Consider the following 20,340-nt stretch of genomic DNA (forward strand, 5'->3'; position numbering starts at 1 on the left):
TTTGCACCCTTTTTACAATGAGTTTTTTTGCTCATAGTGCATCTTGGCATGATGCTATTAGTATGTATGGGGACGTAAAATATGATTTCAAGTTCCAACACTTTGATTATGTGAACCCTGATGCGCCTAAGGGAGGTATTTTTAAACAAGCATCAATTGGTAGTTTTGATTCACTTAATCCATATATTGTAAAAGGAAATGCCGCGGCAGGTGTTTCTTACATCTACGATACGTTATTACAACAGTCTAGTGATGAACCTTTTAGTTTATATCCGTTAGTTGCTGAAAAAGTGAAGGTCGCAGATGACTTCGGTTCTGTGAGTTTTTTAATTAACCCTAACGCAACATTTCAGGATGGTCGGCCAATTACCGCAGAAGATGTTAAATTTAGTTTTGATATTTTAACCACAGAAGGTGCGCCGCATTACCGCTCCTATTATGCTGGTGTGGATAAAGTTGTTGTGGATGATAGATTGAGGGTTACTTTTCAATTCAAAGAGTTAGGAAACCGTGAGCTGCCTTTAATTATTGGGCAAATCCCTATTTTACCTGCGCACTTTTGGAAAGATAAAGACTTCGCTAAAAGTGGTCTCATCATACCTATCGGTTCAGGGCCTTATCGTGTTGGGCATTTTGATGCGGGAAAGCAAGTTGTGTATCAACGTAATGAGGGGTATTGGGCAAAAGATTTACCGGTTAATAAAGGGCGCTATAATTTTGACCAACTAATTTTTGACTATTATCGTGATGATGCAGTGGCTTTTGAGGCATTTAAATCTGGGGCTTTTGATTATCGCTTAGAAAGCTCTTCTAAGCGTTGGGCAACGGGGTATGTAGGGGAACAGTTCGATACAGGCCAAATTAAATTAGAGCAAATTGCTGATAAGAATCCGCAGGGAATGCAAGGTTTTTGGTTCAACTTACGTCGAGATAAGTTTAAAGATCCTCAAGTGCGTAAAGCGATCTCATTATTATTTGATTTTGAATGGGCAAATAAAACTCTATTTTACAATGCTTATACACGTATAGAGAGTTTTTACTCGGGATCTGAGTTAGCAACACAAGCAACGATTAGCGATACTGAGAAAGCTATTTTAATGCCTTATCAAGATCAACTCCCTCGCGCTGTGTTTGCTCCTCTAGTCAAAAATCAAACAAACGCTGATGGCAACGTTAGGCCACAAATGCGTGAAGCAGTGGCGTTATTAGCAGAAGCGGGTTACACCTTAAAAGACAGCAAAATGCAAAATCAACAGGGTGAACAGTTAAGCTTTGAATTTTTGTTATATAGCAATGACTTCGAGCGGATTATTCATCCATTCCGTCGTAATCTTCAGCGAATAGGCATTAAAACAAATATTCGTTTAGTGGATATTTCGCAATTTATTAATCGTTTAAATAATTTTCAGTTTGATCTTGTGTCATTACGTAAAGGGCAATCTATCTCTCCTGGTAATGAGCAAGCGAGTTTTTGGGGGTGTGAAAGTGCTAACCAAGTGGGAACATCCAATTGGGGAGGGATATGTTCACCTGTCATTGATGCATTAACAAATCAACTCATTACCGCGACTACCCGGCAAGAGTTAGTGGAGACCACCAAGGCATTAGACCGAGTATTATTATCGCAGGATATGGTTATTCCACAGTGGTATTTACCAGCTTCGCGCATTGCTTATTGGGATAAATTTGAGCACCCGAAGGTTGCACCCGATTATGAACTTGGTATAGATACTTGGTGGTCAAAGGAAGCGATCTCATCCAATAATGATAAGGAGCAATAGATGCAGCAATATATTTTAAAAAGGTTGCTGTTAATAATTCCTACGTTGTTAGGCATCATGACCTTAAACTTTTTCATTGTACAAGTTGCCCCAGGTGGACCAGTAGAGCAGGCTATTGCTAAGTATCAAGGTATTGATGCAAATGCCAGTTCTCGTATAACTTCAAGTACTGAAAGTGAGATAAAGCAAGGAGCAAACAAGCAAAGTCAATATCGAGGTGCGCAGGGGGTCGATCCTGAATACATTGCAGCCTTGGAAAAGTTGTATGGTTTTGATAAACCTTTACATGAGCGTTATTTTTCCATGTTATGGCGCTATATAAACTTTGATTTTGGGGATAGTTTTTATCGCGATAAAAGCGTCATTGATTTAATTTATGAAAAAATGCCGGTATCCATTTCACTTGGATTATGGACCACTTTATTAGCTTACTTTATCTCGATTCCTTTAGGGATCAAAAAAGCAACTAGCCACGGTAGTCGTTTTGATGTGTGGACCAGTACTGCTGTTACTGTTGGCTATGCTATTCCTGCCTTTATCTTTGCGATTATTTTAGTCGTACTTTTTGCTGGTGGTTCTTATTTTAGTTGGTTCCCATTGCGCGGTTTAACGTCTGATAACTTTGAGCAACTCTCCTGGCTTGGTCAAATTAAAGATTATTTTTGGCATCTAGCCTTACCTATTTTAGCTAGCGTCTTAGCCAGTTTTGCCACTTTAACCATGCTTACCAAAAATTCTTTCTTAGACGAAGTCAATAAACAATATGTGATTACAGCTAGGGCGAAGGGGTGTTCGAAAAATAGAGTTTTGTATGGGCATATTTTTAGAAATGCTATGTTATTAGTATTAGCTGGATTGCCTGCCGCGTTGATTGGTATCTTCTTTACTGGAGCGATGCTGATTGAAGTGATCTTCTCATTAGATGGTTTAGGGTTATTGAGTTTTGAATCAGTTATTTCTCGAGATTATCCGGTTATTTTTGGCTCGTTGTATATTTTTACTTTAGTGGGCTTAGTCTTGAAGTTAATTAGCGACATTACTTATACCTTAATTGATCCACGCATTACATTTGAGGGGCAATAATGTCGTTATTATTAACTTGGCAACGAATGCGAAAAAATCCAAGTAATCATCAACGTTGGGCACAGTTTAAAGCTAACAAACGTGGTTATTATTCGTTGTGGATTTTTAGCTTATTGTTCTTTTTAAGTTTGATTGCCGAGGTGTGGGTAAACGATAAACCGATTATGGTTTCTTACCAGTCGAATTGGTATTTTCCTGTGGTTGAAGATATCCCTGAGCAAGTTTTTGGGGGAGATTTTGATATCACCACAGATTATCGAGACCCTTACATGGCGAATAAAATTAATCAAGAGGGCTGGATGATTTGGCCGGTGATCCCTTTTTATTATGACTCTATCAACTATGAGCTTACTTCAGCTGCTCCTTCTGCACCTGATGCTATGAATTGGTTAGGTACTGATGATCAAGGGCGCGATGTGGTAGCACGTTTAATCTATGGCTTTCGGATATCAGTGGTATTTGCATTAGCGTTAACCATCGCCAGTTCAGTGATAGGTGTGATTGTTGGGGCAATACAAGGTTATTATGGCGGTAAAATAGATTTGATTGGGCAGCGCTTGTTGGAAATTTGGGAAGGGTTACCTATGCTGTTCATGCTGATTATTTTAGCTAGTTTCGTGGAGCCTACGTTTACTTGGTTATTAGGATTAATGATTGTGTTTAGTTGGCCAAGTTTAGTGAGTGTGGTGCGAGCAGAGTTTTTACGCGGACGCCATTTAGATTATGTAAAAGCTGCAAAAGCATTAGGTGTTAAAGATAGTAAAATAATGTTCAAACATATTTTACCTAATGCAATGATTGCGACGCTTACCTTTATGCCTTACTTATTCACAGGTGCATTAACCACTTTGACGTCCTTAGACTTTCTTGGCTTTGGTTTGCCCTTAGGATCAGCCTCTCTCGGTGAAATGATCTCACAAGGTAAAGATAATATGCATGCACCTTGGTTAGCGATTACAGCATTCATTTCACTTTCTAGTATCTTAGTATTATTGGTCTTTATCGGTGAAGCAGCTCGGGATGCCTTTGATCCAAGGAAAACATTATGAGTATGCAAATACCGTTGTTAGCTGTTGAAAACCTTGCTGTTAGTTTTGCTGAGCAGTCCATTTTATCAGATGTTAGTTTTACTTTAGAACAGGGAAAAACATTAGCGATAGTGGGTGAAAGTGGCTCCGGGAAGTCGTTAACAGCATTATCTATCTTACAATTATTACCGTATCCACACGCACATCATCCTGCTGGTCATATTTACTTTCAGGGGCAATCATTAATGGGTGAGCCTGAACAAGTGTTAGAAGCGATTCGTGGGAATAAAATCAGCATGATATTTCAAGAGCCAATGACTTCTTTAAATCCGTTACATAGCATTGAAAAACAAATTGGTGAAACACTATTATTACATAAAGGGTTAACAGGGAAGCAGGCACAGCTACGAACGATTGAACTATTGGAACTAGTGGGCATTGAACGGCCTGAAGAGCGATTGAATGCCTATCCCCACGAGCTCTCAGGAGGACAACGCCAAAGGGTAATGATTGCAATGGCGTTGGCAAATGAACCTAATCTATTAATTGCTGACGAACCTACAACGGCGTTAGATGCAACGATTCAAAAGCAGATATTAGCTTTACTAAAGTCTTTGCAAAAGAAGCTCAATATGGGCATTTTATTAATTACTCATGATTTGAATATGGTTAGGCAGTTTGCTGATGACGTACTAGTGATGTCTAAGGGGCAACAGGTTGAGTATCAAAAAACACAAGATGTATTTACAGCCCCGCAGCATGAATACACTAAAACCTTATTAAATGCAGTACCTACTGGTGAAATGCCTGCATTAGTTGATCCTAAAGTTATCTTAACTGCGTACAAGATGAACGTTAGCTTCCCTATTAAAAATAATTTTTGGGGAAAAGTGATTAAGTCATCACATGTGGTAAAAGATGTCTCTTTAAGCATTCATCAAGGTGAGACGTTAGCTATTGTTGGTGAAAGTGGGTCTGGTAAAAGTACGTTAGCGCAGTCACTATTACAATTAAATAAATATAGTGGCGAAGTGGTTTATTTAGGAGAAATAGTCAGTAAGTTAGACAAAAATAAATTACAGCGAGTACGTCAACAACTACAAATTGTGTTTCAAGATCCTTACTCAAGTTTGAGCCCGAGAATGTCGGTGCGAGATATTGTGGCGGAAGGGTTGCATGTGTTTAATGAACATAACCATCTCAGTGAACAAGCGATAGATGATGAAGTGAAGCAAGTTTTATTAAAAGTTGGTTTGGATAGTGATGCTGGAAATCGCTACCCCCATCAGTTCTCTGGTGGACAACGACAGCGTATTGCTATTGCAAGGGCATTAATTTTAAAGCCTAAATTAATTGTCTTGGATGAGCCAACGTCGGCGTTAGATAGAAGTATTCAGAAACAAATTATTGAATTGTTAAAGTCTTTGCAGCAGGAACTGGGGTTAAGTTACTTGTTTATTAGTCATGATTTATCTGTCGTAAAAGCAATTAGTCATCGAGTATTAGTACTTAAATCGGGAGAAGTTGTAGAGCAAGGCTCGACTTCTGAGATATTTGAAAATGCTAAGCATAGTTATACTCAAGAGTTGCTATCGTCAGTTGTTTTGTGAAATGATGTTTTAATTAGTTATTATTTATGTTGAGGTGTTATGAAAAGATTAATCTTAGGGTGTTTGTTATTTTCAACATCAAGCTTCGCAAGTGCATTAAGTTTAGATGCGCAGCGAGACGTTTTTGCTGAAACCTTAGCATTACAAGAAAAAGAAGAGTGGCAAAAAGCCAATCAAAATATTCAAAAAATAGCTGATTACCCAATAGCTTATCTTGCTGACTATTATTATTTGAAAGCAAATATGGATACGGTGAGTGATCAAGCTGTTCTGGACTTTATTGCAAAAAACAAAGGCAAGATTGCAGCCGATGATCTGCAACGCAGCTACCTATTTCACTTGTCAAAAGAAAAGGACTGGGCTCAATTTATGACCACCTATCCGAGAATGCCTAATAATCGACAGTTGAAGTGTCATTATTTAGAGGCTGCTATTGCGACAGGGAATAGTGAAAAAGCTTGGCCTGATGCTCAGAAATATTGGTTATCGAGTACTTCTTTACCTAACGCATGTGACGATGTGTATGTGTTTTATCAAGACGCTAACCAACTAACTCAAGATGATGTGTGGAAACGTTTTGAGTTAGGCTTTGTGAATAATAAGCGTGGTTTAATGCGCTTTTTAATGGCAAGAATGGATAAAGATAAATTAGCGTTGGCTAAAAACTTGTACGACTTACATGAAAAGCCTGAAACACTATTAAACAGTGACTTATTCCCATCTCGTTCAGCACCAAGTTTTAGCTTTTTAATACCTACGATCAAGCGTCTAGCAAATCAAGATTTAGGTAAAGCCATGGAATACTATAACTTCTATGCGAAAAAAATTGCTTTTACAACTAGTGAAGAGAAACAAGTTAAAACACAGTTTGCACGAATTATTGTACAGCGAGATAAAAGCCAGTATTTTAATTGGTTAGATAATGAGCTAGGTAAATTAGGTAATGTGTCGCTGATTGAGCAACGTATCCGCTATGCTATTAAACGTGATGATTGGAAAAATATTGAATTTTGGATTTCTCAATTACCTGATGATAAACGCAACTCATCGGCTTGGTTATATTGGCAAGCTCGTGTATTAGCCAATAAAGGTAAATCTGAACAAGCAAATGCACTTTTTGAGAAAGTAGCTAAAAACCGAAATTTCCATGGGTTTATGGCAGCTCAAAAGCTTGGCGTCGACTTTTCACTTAACGCACAGGCGATTGTTGAGAAAAAGGGCAGTTTAACTGGTTTAGAGAGTGAGTTATCAGTGATTGAGGAACTGCTTTACCATGAACTTAATGTACCAGCAAAACGACAATGGCAGCGATTACTGAGTAACCAGAGTAAAACAAAACAACAGCAGTTGGGGTTATATGCTTACAATAAAAATTGGCCATATTTATCTGTACTCGCCAGCATTAATTCAAAAAGTTGGAATGCATTAAACATACGTTTTCCTAATGCTAAATCTGAGTTGTTTGTTGAAGCGGCTAAACAATATGATGTTGAGCCAACCTATATTTATGCAATTACTCGTCGTGAAAGTAGTTTTGATCAACATGCAAAATCTCCTGTAGGTGCAAGTGGTTATATGCAATTAATGCCTAAGACAGCAGAGGAAACGGCGAAAAAAATTGGTTTAACGGAATATTCTAACGTAGAGCAATTAAATGAAGGTGAATTAAATGTTCAGTTAGGTACCGCTTATTTTAATGGCTTATTAACACGTTATGACGGTAACCGAGTTTTAGCCACTGCAGCTTACAATGCGGGGCCTCACCGTGTTGAAAGATGGACTAGTGAAGAGAAGAAAAAAGGCAATAAAGGCATTGATATCGATAGCTGGGTAGATACTATCCCATTTTATGAGACTCGCGCTTACGTACAAAATGTACTCGCTTATAATGTGATTTATCAACATGTTTTCGGTAAGCCATTGAAGTTCTTAAAAAGTGAAGAGCTATCAAGCGGGTATTAACCCGTAACAACTTTACTCATTACAATATTAAGTTGTGGCTGTTGCACTAAACACCGCTTTGGGGTAATTAATTTTACCAGCAAGCGGTGTTTTCTTTTTCCCCATCGCTTGTTTTTACATTGCTTTGATTAATATACAGGGTTTGGCAAATCAGCTGGTCATTCGCTTGTGTACTACCATCTTTTATTTGCGCCTTTAAAAGGTATGTGTGGGCTGATGCTGAAACAATACTAAAAGTATAAAAGTCATGTGTCGTTGGTAAGCCTATCTGATTGTTGTCCGTGCTGTAATTTGGTTCAGTGATGCGGTAACTACTCTGTTCTACTTGCGCTTTAATGAGCTCTGTTTGAGCTTCTACTCGTCGAGTTTTTAGCAGAAAATTTTGATATGAAGGATAAGCAATACTGACAATGATGCCAAGAATAACTATCGCAATGAGTAATTCAATTAAGGTAAAACCACGATCCCATTTCATTTCCCTCTCCTTTTGTACTGATTACTGCATTGCCGTAAGCGGTATGAACCTATTTGAGTATAGAAAAATTTTTAAAATTAGCTTGCAGCGGAGTTTAGCTAAGTATTCTATGATGAATGGTTAGTCATATTGCGGGGGAGTAAGTGAAAATGGCACACGTATTGGGCACTATTTAAGTTAATACTCACTGAAGCATTAACTTATTCGTTGGGTTACGTTATTAGTTAATCAAATAATTTATGTACAACCACTAGCGTTTCTTCAATTTTCGCTGTGTTGCTAGGGGCAATATAAATGGTATCGTCTCCGGCGATAGTGCCTAAAATCCCTTCTGCTTTACCCATTGAATCAAGTAAGCGAGCAATTAATTGAGCAGCACCAGGACTGGTTCTAATGACGATTAAGCTATCATTATGGTCGATATCTACAACTAAGTTTTTTAGCGGGCTGGTCGTCGTTGGAATGCCAAGCTCAACAGGTAAACAATACACCATGTCACCGGTTGCATTACGCGTTCGTACAGCGCCGGTTTTACTCAGCATTCGAGATACTTTGGATTGATTAATGTGGGTGAAACCAGCTTCGATTAAAGCGTCCACAATCTCACTTTGTGAGCTTAAATGCTCTTTTTTAAGCAAACATTTAAAAAAGTCCATCAATTCAGAAGCTTTGCGCATTGCTGTTCCCATCTATTTATAATAAAGGGTTTATTTTAATCTAAATTAGTACCTAGTTAATAGATTAAATATCACTTTTTTTGCATATTTATTCGTTTTTTATAAAATAAATGCATTTATTGCAGGATAGCTACTTTCTTAACTGGAGTTCTGCTAACATTTGCTTCAATTAAATCTTATCAGGACGATATATTATGACTTTTTTAACGCGTAAATTTGTGTTTATTAGTATCTTATTGTCAACCTCTCTTTGTGCCCAAGCGTTAGAAAAAATACAAGTTAGATTTGCTACAGATGCCAACTACTACCCCTTTGAATTTTTAACTCCAGATAAAAAAATAGCCGGTTTTGATATCGATATTGCCTATGCTATTTGTGCTGAAATGAATATGAGTTGTAGTTTTGAACATCACCGTTTTGATGGCTTATTGTTAACCCTTCCCTTTGGGCGATATGATGCGGTGATTGCTGCATTAGATATTACTAGTGAGCGATTGGATAAAGTCGATTTCAGTGACAGTTATTATAAAGTACCGCCGGTTTTTGTTAGTAAAGAGCAATTACAAACTGCTTTTTCTCTGAGTGGTAAATTGATTGGCGTGCAAGCAAACACCTCGAACCAAAATTATCTGATTAAGTTTGCCCCCGAAAATAGTTACATTGTCCCTTATTTCTCATCTAAAGCGGCTTTGCAGGATTTACAGCGTCACAAAATCGATGTTGTCTTTGCAGATTTTGAAGTTGTGAATGACTTCTTGAGTAAACAAGTTGAGCAAGAGCAACCTTTGGTGATCAGTAGAACAGAATCTGTGTTTGTTGAGCAGTTTTCGAAAGGTTATGGCATTGCAGTAAAAAAAGGCAATGATGATTTACGTTTACGTTTAAATGAAGGTTTGAAGTTAATTGTTGAAAATGGTACTTATAAACAAATTTATGATCAATATTTTCCTCAAAACTAGTGTTGAACAAAGGAATTTAGTAGTACCCATTCATTTACAAATAAGCTAATCTTTAACATTAGTCACAATTATTTAACATATTTCACACATGCGTATTTATTCACTTTAGAATAGATATGATTACTCTTAAATACTTAAACATTTTTATTTCATTGGAGAAAAATATGAAAGTTGCTGTTCTTGGTGCTGCAGGTGGTATCGGTCAAGCCCTCGCTTTATTACTTAAATTAGATTTACCAGCAGGCTCTACGTTATCACTATACGACGTTGCTCCAGTTACTCCGGGTGTTGCAAAAGATTTAAGTCACATCCCTTCAAGCGTTACTGTTGACGGTGTTGGTGGCGATGATCCAACGGCTGTTTTAGAAGGTGCTGACGTAGTGTTAATTTCTGCGGGTGTTGCACGTAAGCCAGGTATGGACCGTTCAGACTTATTTAATATCAATGCTGGCATCATTAAAACATTAATCGGCAAAGTTGCTGATGTTGCGCCTACTGCATGTATCGGTGTTATTACAAACCCTGTAAATACGACTGTGGCTATCGCTGCTGAAGTGTTAAAAGCAAAAGGTGTTTACAATAAAAACAAACTTTTTGGTATTTCTACGCTAGATGTTATTCGTGCAGAAGAGTTTGTTGGTGAGCTTAAAGGCATCCCATCTGAAGACGTATTTGTGAACGTTATCGGTGGCCACAGCGGTACTACTATTCTTCCTTTATTATCTCAAGTTCAAAATGTTGAATTTACAGACCAAGAAGTTATTGATTTAACTGACCGTATCCAAAATGCTGGTACTGAAGTCGTTAATGCAAAAGCGGGCGGTGGTTCTGCTACATTATCTATGGCGCGTGCAGCTGCCGTATTTGGTGTCAATCTTGTTAAAGCGTTATCAGGTAAGCAAGGTATTATTCAGAATGCTTATGTAGATGGTGGAAACCCAGATTCTCCATTCTTTGCTCAACCTTTATTATTAGGTAAAAACGGTATTGATCGTGTTCTACCTTGTGGTGAGTTAAGTGCATTCGAAGAAGCGAAGAAACAAGAGATGCTATCAGTATTACATGCTGATATTAAACTAGGTGTTGACTTCGTTAATAACTAATCTATTTTTTTGCTATTAAGCGTTTATAATAAGGCCAGTTGTACTGGCCTTTTTTTATATCTAAATGAAAGGCTCTGCGGAAAGTTAAGTACGGTTTAAAAGGGAGTGGGTATGAAAGTTGTAGAAGCAATGACATCAAGAGTTGTCACCGTTACCATGGATGACCGTATTCCTGTTCTTCAAAACATTCTTTCACAGGCTGGCTTTCATCATTTATTAGTAGTGGAAGAGGGGAAGTTACAAGGTGTAATAAGTGATAGGGATGTATTAAGAGTCTTAAGTCCTTTTTTAGATACAGAGGCAGAGCTAATGCGTGACCTTAATACAGCTCAGCGTCCTGCACATCAAGTGATGACTCGCTCTCCAGTCACAGTCGCACCAGATACATCAGTTAAAGATGCATTAACCTTAATGTTAACGCACGATATTAGTTGTTTACCTGTTCTTGACCAAGATGAAATTTTGGGCATATTTACTATTCATGATGGGGTAAGGGCCTTGATCCGTTAATTACTCTTTTGTGTAACGATTGATCTACTTCCTCATATTAGGAGTAATGTAGTTTAATATTCATTGGGTGTATATTTACTGCTTATAAAGCAATTAGTTAAATAAACTAGGATGGTTTATTTATATATGTAATCTTCATAAATAATATATTTTAAGTATTTTATATTACACCCGTTATTCTTTATAGTGTCGACCTCGACTTGTTAACCTGAGATATATATGGATTATCTTCCGATTTTTACCAAATTACAGAACCGTCATTGCCTAGTGGTAGGTGGTGGAGATATTGCTGCGCGTAAAGTGCACCTTTTATTAAAAGCGAATGCCACCATTACTGTCTGTGCCCCTGATATTTGTGATTCGTTATTAGAGAAAGCCAGAAATAAGCAACTATCAGTGATTCAAGCACCTTTCTCAGATGATCTTATGGATGGTAAATGGTTAGTAGTTGCGGCTACCAATCAGCTTCATATTAATGAGCATGTTGCACAACTTGCAGAGCAAAAACAAATCCTAGTTAACGTTGTTGATGAGCCTAAATTATGTAGCTTCATTATGCCTTCAATTGTTGATCGTTCTCCTATTGTTGTTGCTATTTCTAGTGGTGGTAAAGCTCCTGTGTTAGCTCGTTTGATACGTGAGCGTTTAGAAAGCTTATTGCCGATGCACTTAGGACGATTAGCACAGATCTCCGGTGAATTTAGACACCGTGTTAAACAAGTTATTACTAAAGAGTCTTTACGTCGTCGTTATTGGGAAAAATTATTCGGTAATGGCGATTTAGCAAGCTTGCTACAAAAAGGACAAATTGACAAAGCACAGCAATTTATGGAAGACAATTTGACTGATGAAGTGGCTCAGGGTGATGTTGCATTGGTCGGTGCTGGTCCGGGTGACCCATCTTTACTGACGCTTAAAGCATTACAACTAATGCAACAGGCAGATATCGTTTTATATGATCGATTAGTATCAAAAGAGATCTTAGATTTAGTTCGTCGTGATGCTGACCTGATCTCTGTAGGTAAGGCCGCTGGTAAACATGAAGTTGAGCAATCTCGTACTAATCAAATGTTAGTTGAGTTTGCACAGCAAGGTAAGAAGGTGGTGCGCCTTAAAGGTGGTGATTCTTTCATTTTCGGGCGCGGTGGAGAAGAGCTAGAAGAATTAGTTGAAGCTGGCGTTGCTTTTCAAGTTGTCCCAGGGATCACATCCGCTTCAGGGTGTAGCACCTATGCCGGTATTCCATTAACTCATCGAGATTATGCACAATCGGTCACTTTCGTGACAGGGCATAGAAAGCAAGATGGTAAAGCATTGGACTGGAAGTCTTTAGCGACACCACATCAAACCTTGGTTGTGTATATGGGCTTATTACGAGCACAAGAGATTCAAACAAATTTGTTAATTAATGGCCGTGATGCTAATACGCCTGTGGCTTTAATCAATAAAGGGACGACCAATGAACAACAAGTCATTACTGGTGCATTATCTGAATTATCTACTTTAGGTGGTGGTTTAGAAGGTCCAACGATTATGATTATAGGTGAAGTCGTTAATCTATCAACTAAGCTTAATTGGTTCCAAGCTGATAATAATAAGAAGTTATCTCGAGACCCATTCTTAGTTAATTTATCTTAAGTTAAACCGATATAAAAAAACCTGATTAAATCAGGTTTTTTTATATCTATTATTTAGTCTTATTGATTATGACCACTGCGGTCTAATATGCAGAGCACTATGATATAAACGTTCATAATGCTTAGCCGAGTCAGACCAATAAAAGTGCGAACGCATTGCTTGTGTTTTTACACGTAGCATCTCTTCTGGGTGTTCAATATAAAGTAATAAAGCGCGTCTTAAAATATTGAGTAGTTCATTAGCGTTCGGTTCATAAAACATAAAACCATTAGCGTTATCAGGATCTTGATCATAATCGATAACCGTATCTTTTAAACCACCTACTGCACGTACTATAGGTAACGTGCCGTAAGCTAAGCTGTATAGCTGATTTAAACCACAAGGTTCAAAGATCGATGGCATTAAGAAGAAGTCAGAGCCAGCCTCAATAAGGTGTGATAACTCATTACTATAACCGTTAATAAACTTAAAGTTATCCGAGTAATGTGCAGCTAATGCGGTCAAATGTCCTGTTATAGCTGGGTCTCCAGAGCCAACAATTACTAGTTGTACATTATGTCTTAGGAAGCTTTCTAAAATAGGAATGATTAAACCAAACCCCTTTTGATCGGTTAAACGACATACCATGCCAAAAATAGGTGTATCATTGACCGATAATCCGACTTCTTTCTGTAATGCTTCCTTACATTTTTCTTTGCCCGATAAATCGTTGCTATCAAAATGGTAAGGGATTAGTTTATCTGTCTCAGGGCTCCAATCGTTGTAATCACAGCCATTCAAAATACCTTCAAAATCGTGAATACGTTCGATAAAGTGATCTGACATGCCATGTGAACCTAGTGTTGTTAATAGCTCACTGGCGTAGTTAGGGCTAACGGTATTGATTTTGTCTGCATAAATAACACCGACCTTTAAAAAGTTTATATAGCTATAACCTTCTAAAACACGTTCGTCCATGCAAGAACTTACTTCAGGAATTAAATTCAATTGAGACTTTTCGAAAATACCCTGGTAAGCAGAGTTATGGCTCGTAAGTACGGTCTTAGTGTCAATAAAGTGGTTATTATTATGGAATCGTGCTTTTAATAAATAAGGCACCAGTCCGGTGTGCCAATCATTACAATGGACGATGTCTGGAGAAAAATCTTCTGCGATTGCTGTTAATAAGGCTGCGAGACCAAAAAAAGCAAAACGTTCTCCATTATCAGCATAGGCATTATTTTCTTCACCGTATAAACCAGCTCGGTCAAAGTAATGCGCATTATCAATGGCTAATACTTTTATACCATCTAAAGAGAGCGCCTGTACCGAAAAGGGAATATCGGGCCTTGCGTTATCTGTTTTTAAATGGAGTTGATGTACCTGGTGTGCAGTTTCGCGATGCTCGAGAGTACGATAAAATGGGGTAATAATAACAACTTCATGGCCCATATTACGAAGCTCTAATGGTAATGCTTTAGCTACATCTGCAAGGCCACCAGTTTTTGAGAATCCTTCCACTTCAGATGAAATGAATAGGATTTTTAGTTTTTTAGAATCCATTTTAAACGCCTTTATTTTCGCATCAATATGCTGCTTATGGGTTAACTATTAAAGCCAATTCTAGCGCCTTTAGGGATCACAACTATTCCTTCATCGGAGACAGTAAAGCGCTTTCTATCATTGTCTAGGTCTACACCAATCTTAACACCATCTGCGATTTCTACATCTTTATCAATAATCGTTTTGATTATTTGACAGTTTTTACCGATTTTTGTATCACCTAGTAATACGGATTGATAAACATTTGTCCCCTCGTCAAGAAAGCAGTTAAATCCTAATACTGATTTTTCAACGGTTGCACCGATGATCAGCGCTCCATCAGAAATTAAAGATTTGCGTATAGAGCAAGTATTACCATCATGATTTTGAAAGTTAGCTGCGGGTAATGCTGGATAATAGGTATGCATTGGCCACGCTCTATTATAAAAAGAGATGAGTGGTGTCGCTTTAATAAGATCCATATTGGCTTCCCAGTACGATTCAATTGTCCCTACATCGCGCCAATAAGACTCTCCATTTTCATTGGGTATTTTATTGGTGGTGAAGTCATAAACAAAAACATCCTCTGTTTTTAAGAGATGCGGAATAATATCTTTACCAAAGTCATGGCTGGAGTGTTCATTTTCTGCATCACGAATTAACTCTTTTTGTAATGCAACTGAGTTAAAAATGTAATTACCCATTGAAGCGAGTACATGATCAGGATCACCTGGGATTGTTTTAGCATCTTCTACTGCTGGTTTTTCTGCAAATCCAACCATTCTCCCGTTAACATCCACCTCTATAACGCCAAAATGATAGGCTTGTTCTTTGGGCAAGCGGATTGCAGACACGGTAAGGGTTGCTTTTTTCTGTTTATGGAACTCTATTTTTTGGCGGATATCCATTTTATAAATATGATCACTACCGAAAATACAGACAATCTCTGCTTCATCCGCCTCAATAAATTGAATATTTTGATAGATAGCATCTGCAGTACCTGTGTACCAATGTTTGCCTTTATTCATTTGTGCTGGGATCGCATCAATAAAAGTGTCAGTGAAGCTATTTAACTCCCATGCTTTACGTAAATGGTCATTGAGTGATTGTGATTTAAATTGAGTGAGTACGTAAATACGTAATAGATCGGAATTAACAAAATTATTTAATACACAATCAATAAGTCGATAACTACCGCCAAAAGGCACTGAAGGTTTAGTGCGTGATTGAGTAAGTGGGTAAAGACGAGAACCTTCTCCGCCAGCTAAAATCATAGAGAGAACTTTTGCCATGAGTAAACCTCATATAAGTAATAAAAATAGCAATATATATTATGCTGATTAACGCTTACGCAAAGCCTATGCGACTGCCTTTGCCGATTACTACAATACCTTTTTCAGAAACAGTGAACTGTTTACGATCTTCTTCTAAATTTTCACCAATTACCGTATAGGGGGCGACTTCGACATTTTTATCTAAGATAACGTTGGTTAGGCGAGCGCCTTTACCTATTTTGGCATTGCCTAAAAATACACACCCTTTGATTTTTACGTCTCTGCATAAATGACTTCTAAAACCAAGAATAGAGTTTTCTATTTCAGCCCCATTAATATAAGAGCCAGCCCCAATATGAGATTTAAATACACTGCTTTCCGATTCATCTTGGTCTCGGAAAGTGGCTGGAGGTAATGGTGGGTGATAGGTATGTAATGGCCAGTTTTTATTATATAAAGAGATTGGCTGATCATCATTTAATAGATCCATATGCGCTTCCCAGTATGAATCAATTGTACCTACATCTCGCCAATAAGCGTTTTCTGGCTCGCCTGGAATTTGATTATCGTTAAAGTTATAAACAAAGACTTTACCCTGTGGGAATAATTTAGGGATAATATCTTTACCAAAGTCATGGCTAGAGTTTTCATCGAAGGCGTCTTTTTCTAATTCACTGAGCAGCACATCCGTTTTAAAAATATAATTACCCATAGAAGCTAAAACATGGTCGGGATCTCCAGGAATAGTTTTGGCTTTTTCATTAGATGGCTTTTCTTCAAAACCTATCATATGCCCAGCATCATCTATCTCAATAATACCAAAATGATGGGCTTGACTCTTTTGTACTCGTATCGCTGCTACTGTTAACTCTCCACCCGTTTTTTGGTGGTAATCAACCATCTGCTGTACATCCATTTTATAAATATGATCACTACCGAAGATACATACGTGATGAGCCTTACTCTTTTCAATAAAACGATAGTTTTGATAAATGGCATCCGCGGTACCTGAATACCAGTTTTTATTGACTCGTTGTTGCGCAGGGATTGCTTCGATAAAACGATCTGATATACCTGATAATCGCCATGCGCGGCGGAGGTGAATATTAAGAGACTGAGATTTAAATTGGGTCAGTACATAGATTTTCATTAAGTCAGCATTAACGAAGTTATTTAATGCAAAATCAACTAATCTATAATTTCCGCCAAAAGGAACGGCGGGTTTACTTCGATTCTGAGTTAATGGAAAAAGCCGAGAGCCTTCACCCCCAGCAAGTATCATAGCCAAAATATCAGCCATAGAACCTCCACATATCTAAATTTTAAAAAACTATGTCTCTATCAAGCCTACTAATAATGCGCTCTATTTAATGATGGATCAGCTGGTCGTTTTTGAACTTAGAGTTATTAAGGAAAATTCTGTCTACATCAACTGATACTGCAGTTAAATCATTTGTCTTCTAATCATTAAGAGCACACCTTTAATACAATCGATATTGGAATTACATAGCGCCTGTTTATTAATCTATTTAACTTTTGATACTAACAACAAAACACTAAGGTAACAGAGTTACATGATAATTATTTGAGGCAACTCAATACTTTAAATTTATTATTTTGAGCATCTTCACTAAATGTATTGTAAGCCTGTATTAAAAGTGGCTCATAGCGTAGGAATTTATTCGCGACTATCGTTAGCCTGCCTTTTTTCTTTAAAAACTTAGCGGATTCATTGATAAAACCTTCTGCCGCGTCATAGTTAGTCTTTTGACCTGAATGAAAAGGAGGATTGGAAAGCAGTAAATCGTATTCTGTTGTCACTTTTGAAAAAACATCTGATGCAAATACATTAGCTTTTAAGTTATTCTCGGCTAATGTCAATTTAGCGCTAGCTAAAGCATAAACGTTTACATCAATTAAATCTAATGCTAATTGAGGATGTTTTTTGAGTAGGTAACAAGATAGCACGCCAGCTCCACAGCCAAAGTCTAATCCTTTTCCGTGTAATTCATCTGGTAAATTATTTAATAATAATTCACTCCCTTTATCTAGTTCTCCAAAACTAAATACGCCTGGTAAAGAACGAATTGTTAGGCTTACATCATTAACCTTAAGTTGATAGTCTTTGATCCATTGCTGCTGATTAAATACGGCAACAGGCTTGCTTAGTTCTGCATAAATAATGCTACAATGTCGTGCAGAATCAATAGGGTTACTATATTCTGAGTAGGGTTTTAGTAGGCTGGCAACGCTTTTAATACCACATTTTTTTTCACCAACCAGCACAATACCTGCATCCTCTTTTAAATGAGGTGTTAAGTTAGCCAGTAAGTATTCAATTTCTGTTTTGGCTTTAGGAATGTAGATTAATAGTAAGTCAAATTTCTGTTGCTCTTCATTACCTTGGTAATCGGCAGTAAAGTGGACATCTGAATTGGTTAATTGATCTTTTAATTGCTCATAATAACGGTAATCATTAAAACAAAAAGTGCTTGATGATGCTATTGTTTGTAAGTGGATAGGGTAGTGGTCATCAATATTACCTGCAACTAATATTGATTTATCAGTGAATAAAGATTCGTTACGCTGTAAAACTTGGCTTGGATTTGAAAAGGTCGAGTGAAGTGCCATGAAAATTTCCTATTACAGCTTATTATTAGAAGCCTAAATGATGATGAAAATGCCATTATACCAATGGAAGTGGATACTTGGCTCGGTATTATATTGTTATTTTAACTATTACTCACCTTTACCTTTAAAATAGTTTGTCACAGGGATGTTATGAAATTCACTAATAAATTTACGTTTATTACTAGTGCGATTGTATTGACGTGTATTAGCTTGGTCTTAGTCGGAGGCTTGGTTAGTTTACGCTCACTTTCATTAAAATATCATCAGCAAAGAATCGATAGTATTATCGAGGTGATTGAAAAGCAGTTAGATAAGCAAACCACTGAGACTCAGTTTGATCACTGGTTGCCGGATCTGCTTGATGCATCTGGAATTGTACGTTTAGAGGTTAAACGTGATGATATCACTGTCTATCAAAATTACTTTGAAAGCCGTGAATATTACCCAATGCGGTTATTACTTAGTTACTCTTATACGTTAGAGAGGTATCCCAACGTACATTTAATTTTACACACTCGTCAGCCTTTTTCAGAGCTACAGTTTACCTTTTGGCCGTTGATTGGTGTTGGGACTGCGATATTGTTGTCTTTGAGTTTATTATATTTTGCATTACGTTGGATTAAGCGTTCTTTCTATGGGGCTGAGTTATTAGAGCGACGAGCACGTTACTTGTTGCAAAATAATCCAACGGCTCGCTTCGCTCAAAAAGGTGAATGGCCTAAAGCAGCCAGCAAAGCTTTAGATGTGTTATCAGAAAGATTAGAAAATAGCCGTAAAGAGCGCAGCGTATTTGATATTCATATTCGTGGAAAAGCTTTTTTAGATGAAGCAACGGGGATAGGTAATCGCCTAGCATTTGATAATCGACTCGATACCGTTGTAATGGATGAAAGCTTTGCGTCAAGCAGTTTGATTTTAGTTAGTTTAACTGAATTAAGTACCCTGAAATATCGTTTTGGTAGTGCAGAAAGTGAAAAAATAATCTCGCAAATGGTCGATTTATTAAATCATTTTTGTCGCCGTTTTGATGACAGTTTTTATGGTAGAGCAAATAAGTCTGAGTTTGTTATCTTGTTGCCGCAGATGGACTACGATGAGACCAAAGTCGTGGCCAAACAACTCACCCGTTCTTTATTTCAATTACAATTACCTGATCCAGAGATGATTGAAAACTTCTTCCATGTTGGAGTGGTTAACTTTCCTTATGGTAGTAAAACGGATCTCATTATTGATGATGTTAATCGTGCAGTGTTAGTTGCAGAACATCAGAAGGTAAGTGGTTGGCATATATCGGAAGAGAACCTCAAGCATACTGTTATTGCTAAAGGAACGGTGCGTTGGCGTACTTTATTAACAGACGTGCTGGAGAAAAAATCACTATTGTTATATCAGCAGCACGTTATGGAGCGTGATGCTGTCGGGATCGTTTATACTGAATTATGGCCGCGTATCCTGGGTGATGAGCAAGAAGTTATTTCTGCTGGCACATTTATGCCGATGGCTGAAAAGTGTGGGCTACAAGCGCAGATAGATAGACAAATGTTAGAGAAGGTCTTAGCGTTATTGGTACAAAGAGGGGAATCCTCTAAAGCGATTTCAGTCAATGTTTGCTCGCATTTATTAATGAATAAAGAAAACTATAAGTGGTTTTTATTCGAGCTTATGCAAAAATCTAAAAAGTTGCGTAATAATTTAGTGATTGAAATTTCAGAGCATTTGGTTGATAAATATTATTATCCTTTACGAACTGCAGTTGTTCCCTTGCAAAAAATAGGTTGTCAGATAGCAATTGATAATGTGGGTAAATACGTTATTAATACCCAGTATATTTTGGATTTTAATATCGATTATTTAAAACTTCATAGTAGTTTAGTGAGAGATATTCATCTCAGAAGCACCAATCAAGTGGCGGTTCAAAGTCTGCTGGCCAGTTGTTTAAATAGTGATGCAAAAGTGATTGCAGTCGGTATTGAAAGCCAGCAAGAATGGAAGTGCTTACTTCGCTTAGGTGTCTATGCAGGCCAAGGCGGGTTATTTACTTCTCCTAAGCGGATGCGTGCCATAGACATTAGTTAAATGTTGTCGTGC

The 20,340-nt window shown here is 37.5% G+C and carries 16 protein-coding genes; 10 read left to right on the forward strand and 6 right to left on the reverse strand.

Going from position 1 to position 20,340, the window contains the following annotated elements; genetic code table 11:
- Positions 1-17 precede the first annotated feature (17 nt).
- Genes OW492_RS05390 through OW492_RS05410 form a run of 5 tightly spaced genes read left to right on the forward strand, consistent with a single transcriptional unit; the run spans position 18 to position 7,464 of the window.
- A complete protein-coding gene (locus tag OW492_RS05390) occupies positions 18-1,781 on the forward strand; it encodes an extracellular solute-binding protein (protein ID WP_290038913.1) in 1,764 nt (587 codons plus the stop codon).
- Positions 1,782-2,864: a microcin C ABC transporter permease YejB gene (locus OW492_RS05395; protein WP_290038914.1), complete on the forward strand. Its 1,083-nt coding sequence runs from the start codon at positions 1,782-1,784 to the stop codon at positions 2,862-2,864. It abuts the gene before it with no gap.
- Between the two features lie 26 nt (positions 2,865-2,890).
- A complete protein-coding gene (locus OW492_RS05400; protein WP_354669223.1) occupies positions 2,891-3,913 on the forward strand; it encodes an ABC transporter permease in 1,023 nt (340 codons plus the stop codon).
- Positions 3,910-5,502, forward strand: coding sequence for an ABC transporter ATP-binding protein (locus tag OW492_RS05405; RefSeq protein WP_290038916.1), 1,593 nt, complete (start codon positions 3,910-3,912; stop codon positions 5,500-5,502). The genes OW492_RS05400 and OW492_RS05405 overlap by 4 nt, the downstream gene beginning before the upstream one ends.
- 39 nt (positions 5,503-5,541) lie before the next feature.
- The gene (locus OW492_RS05410; RefSeq protein ID WP_290038917.1) at positions 5,542-7,464 is read left to right on the forward strand and encodes a transglycosylase SLT domain-containing protein; all 1,923 of its coding nucleotides are present in this window, start codon (positions 5,542-5,544) and stop codon (positions 7,462-7,464) included.
- Positions 7,465-7,537: 73 nt separating this feature from the next.
- Here OW492_RS05410 and OW492_RS05415 read toward each other — a convergent pair whose 3' ends face one another.
- Complete coding sequence (locus tag OW492_RS05415; RefSeq protein ID WP_290038918.1) at positions 7,538-7,939, reverse strand: type IV pilin protein; 402 nt, start codon at positions 7,937-7,939, stop codon at positions 7,538-7,540.
- A 224-nt stretch (positions 7,940-8,163) separates the two neighbouring features.
- Entirely contained in the window at positions 8,164-8,616 is a 453-nt protein-coding gene (argR, locus tag OW492_RS05420; protein ID WP_290038919.1) for a transcriptional regulator ArgR, read from the reverse strand.
- A gap of 194 nt (positions 8,617-8,810) precedes the next feature.
- Between argR and OW492_RS05425 the strand changes: the two genes are divergently transcribed.
- The 4 genes from OW492_RS05425 to cysG all read left to right on the forward strand — a co-directional run bounded on the left by OW492_RS05425 (position 8,811) and on the right by cysG (position 12,826).
- Complete coding sequence (locus tag OW492_RS05425) at positions 8,811-9,575, forward strand: transporter substrate-binding domain-containing protein (protein WP_290038920.1); 765 nt, start codon at positions 8,811-8,813, stop codon at positions 9,573-9,575.
- A 164-nt stretch (positions 9,576-9,739) separates the two neighbouring features.
- Positions 9,740-10,678, forward strand: coding sequence for a malate dehydrogenase (mdh, locus tag OW492_RS05430; RefSeq protein ID WP_290038921.1), 939 nt, complete (start codon positions 9,740-9,742; stop codon positions 10,676-10,678).
- Between the two features lie 105 nt (positions 10,679-10,783).
- Positions 10,784-11,188, forward strand: coding sequence for a CBS domain-containing protein (locus OW492_RS05435; RefSeq protein WP_290038922.1), 405 nt, complete (start codon positions 10,784-10,786; stop codon positions 11,186-11,188).
- Positions 11,189-11,407: 219 nt separating this feature from the next.
- A complete protein-coding gene (gene cysG / locus OW492_RS05440; RefSeq protein ID WP_290038923.1) occupies positions 11,408-12,826 on the forward strand; it encodes a siroheme synthase CysG in 1,419 nt (472 codons plus the stop codon).
- Positions 12,827-12,892: 66 nt separating this feature from the next.
- Here the strand turns inward: cysG and glgA are convergent, their stop codons facing one another.
- From glgA to rsmC, 4 genes are all read right to left on the reverse strand, one after another.
- Positions 12,893-14,368, reverse strand: a complete 1,476-nt coding sequence (gene glgA, locus OW492_RS05445) for a glycogen synthase GlgA (RefSeq protein ID WP_290038924.1) — start codon at positions 14,366-14,368, stop codon at positions 12,893-12,895.
- A 41-nt stretch (positions 14,369-14,409) separates the two neighbouring features.
- The gene (gene glgC, locus OW492_RS05450; protein WP_290038925.1) at positions 14,410-15,639 is read right to left on the reverse strand and encodes a glucose-1-phosphate adenylyltransferase; all 1,230 of its coding nucleotides are present in this window, start codon (positions 15,637-15,639) and stop codon (positions 14,410-14,412) included.
- Between the two features lie 55 nt (positions 15,640-15,694).
- Entirely contained in the window at positions 15,695-16,921 is a 1,227-nt protein-coding gene (gene glgC, locus OW492_RS05455; protein WP_290038926.1) for a glucose-1-phosphate adenylyltransferase, read from the reverse strand.
- Between the two features lie 281 nt (positions 16,922-17,202).
- Positions 17,203-18,252, reverse strand: a complete 1,050-nt coding sequence (rsmC, locus tag OW492_RS05460; protein ID WP_290038927.1) for a 16S rRNA (guanine(1207)-N(2))-methyltransferase RsmC — start codon at positions 18,250-18,252, stop codon at positions 17,203-17,205.
- 150 nt (positions 18,253-18,402) lie between these two features.
- On the opposite strand from rsmC, the gene OW492_RS05465 reads away from it, so the two are divergent.
- Positions 18,403-20,328: an EAL domain-containing protein gene (locus tag OW492_RS05465; protein WP_290038928.1), complete on the forward strand. Its 1,926-nt coding sequence runs from the start codon at positions 18,403-18,405 to the stop codon at positions 20,326-20,328.
- The last annotated feature ends 12 nt before the right edge of the window (positions 20,329-20,340 follow it).

The sequence above is a fragment of the Psychromonas sp. 14N.309.X.WAT.B.A12 genome (assembly GCF_030397575.1).
GTDB lineage: Bacteria > Pseudomonadota > Gammaproteobacteria > Enterobacterales > Psychromonadaceae > Psychromonas.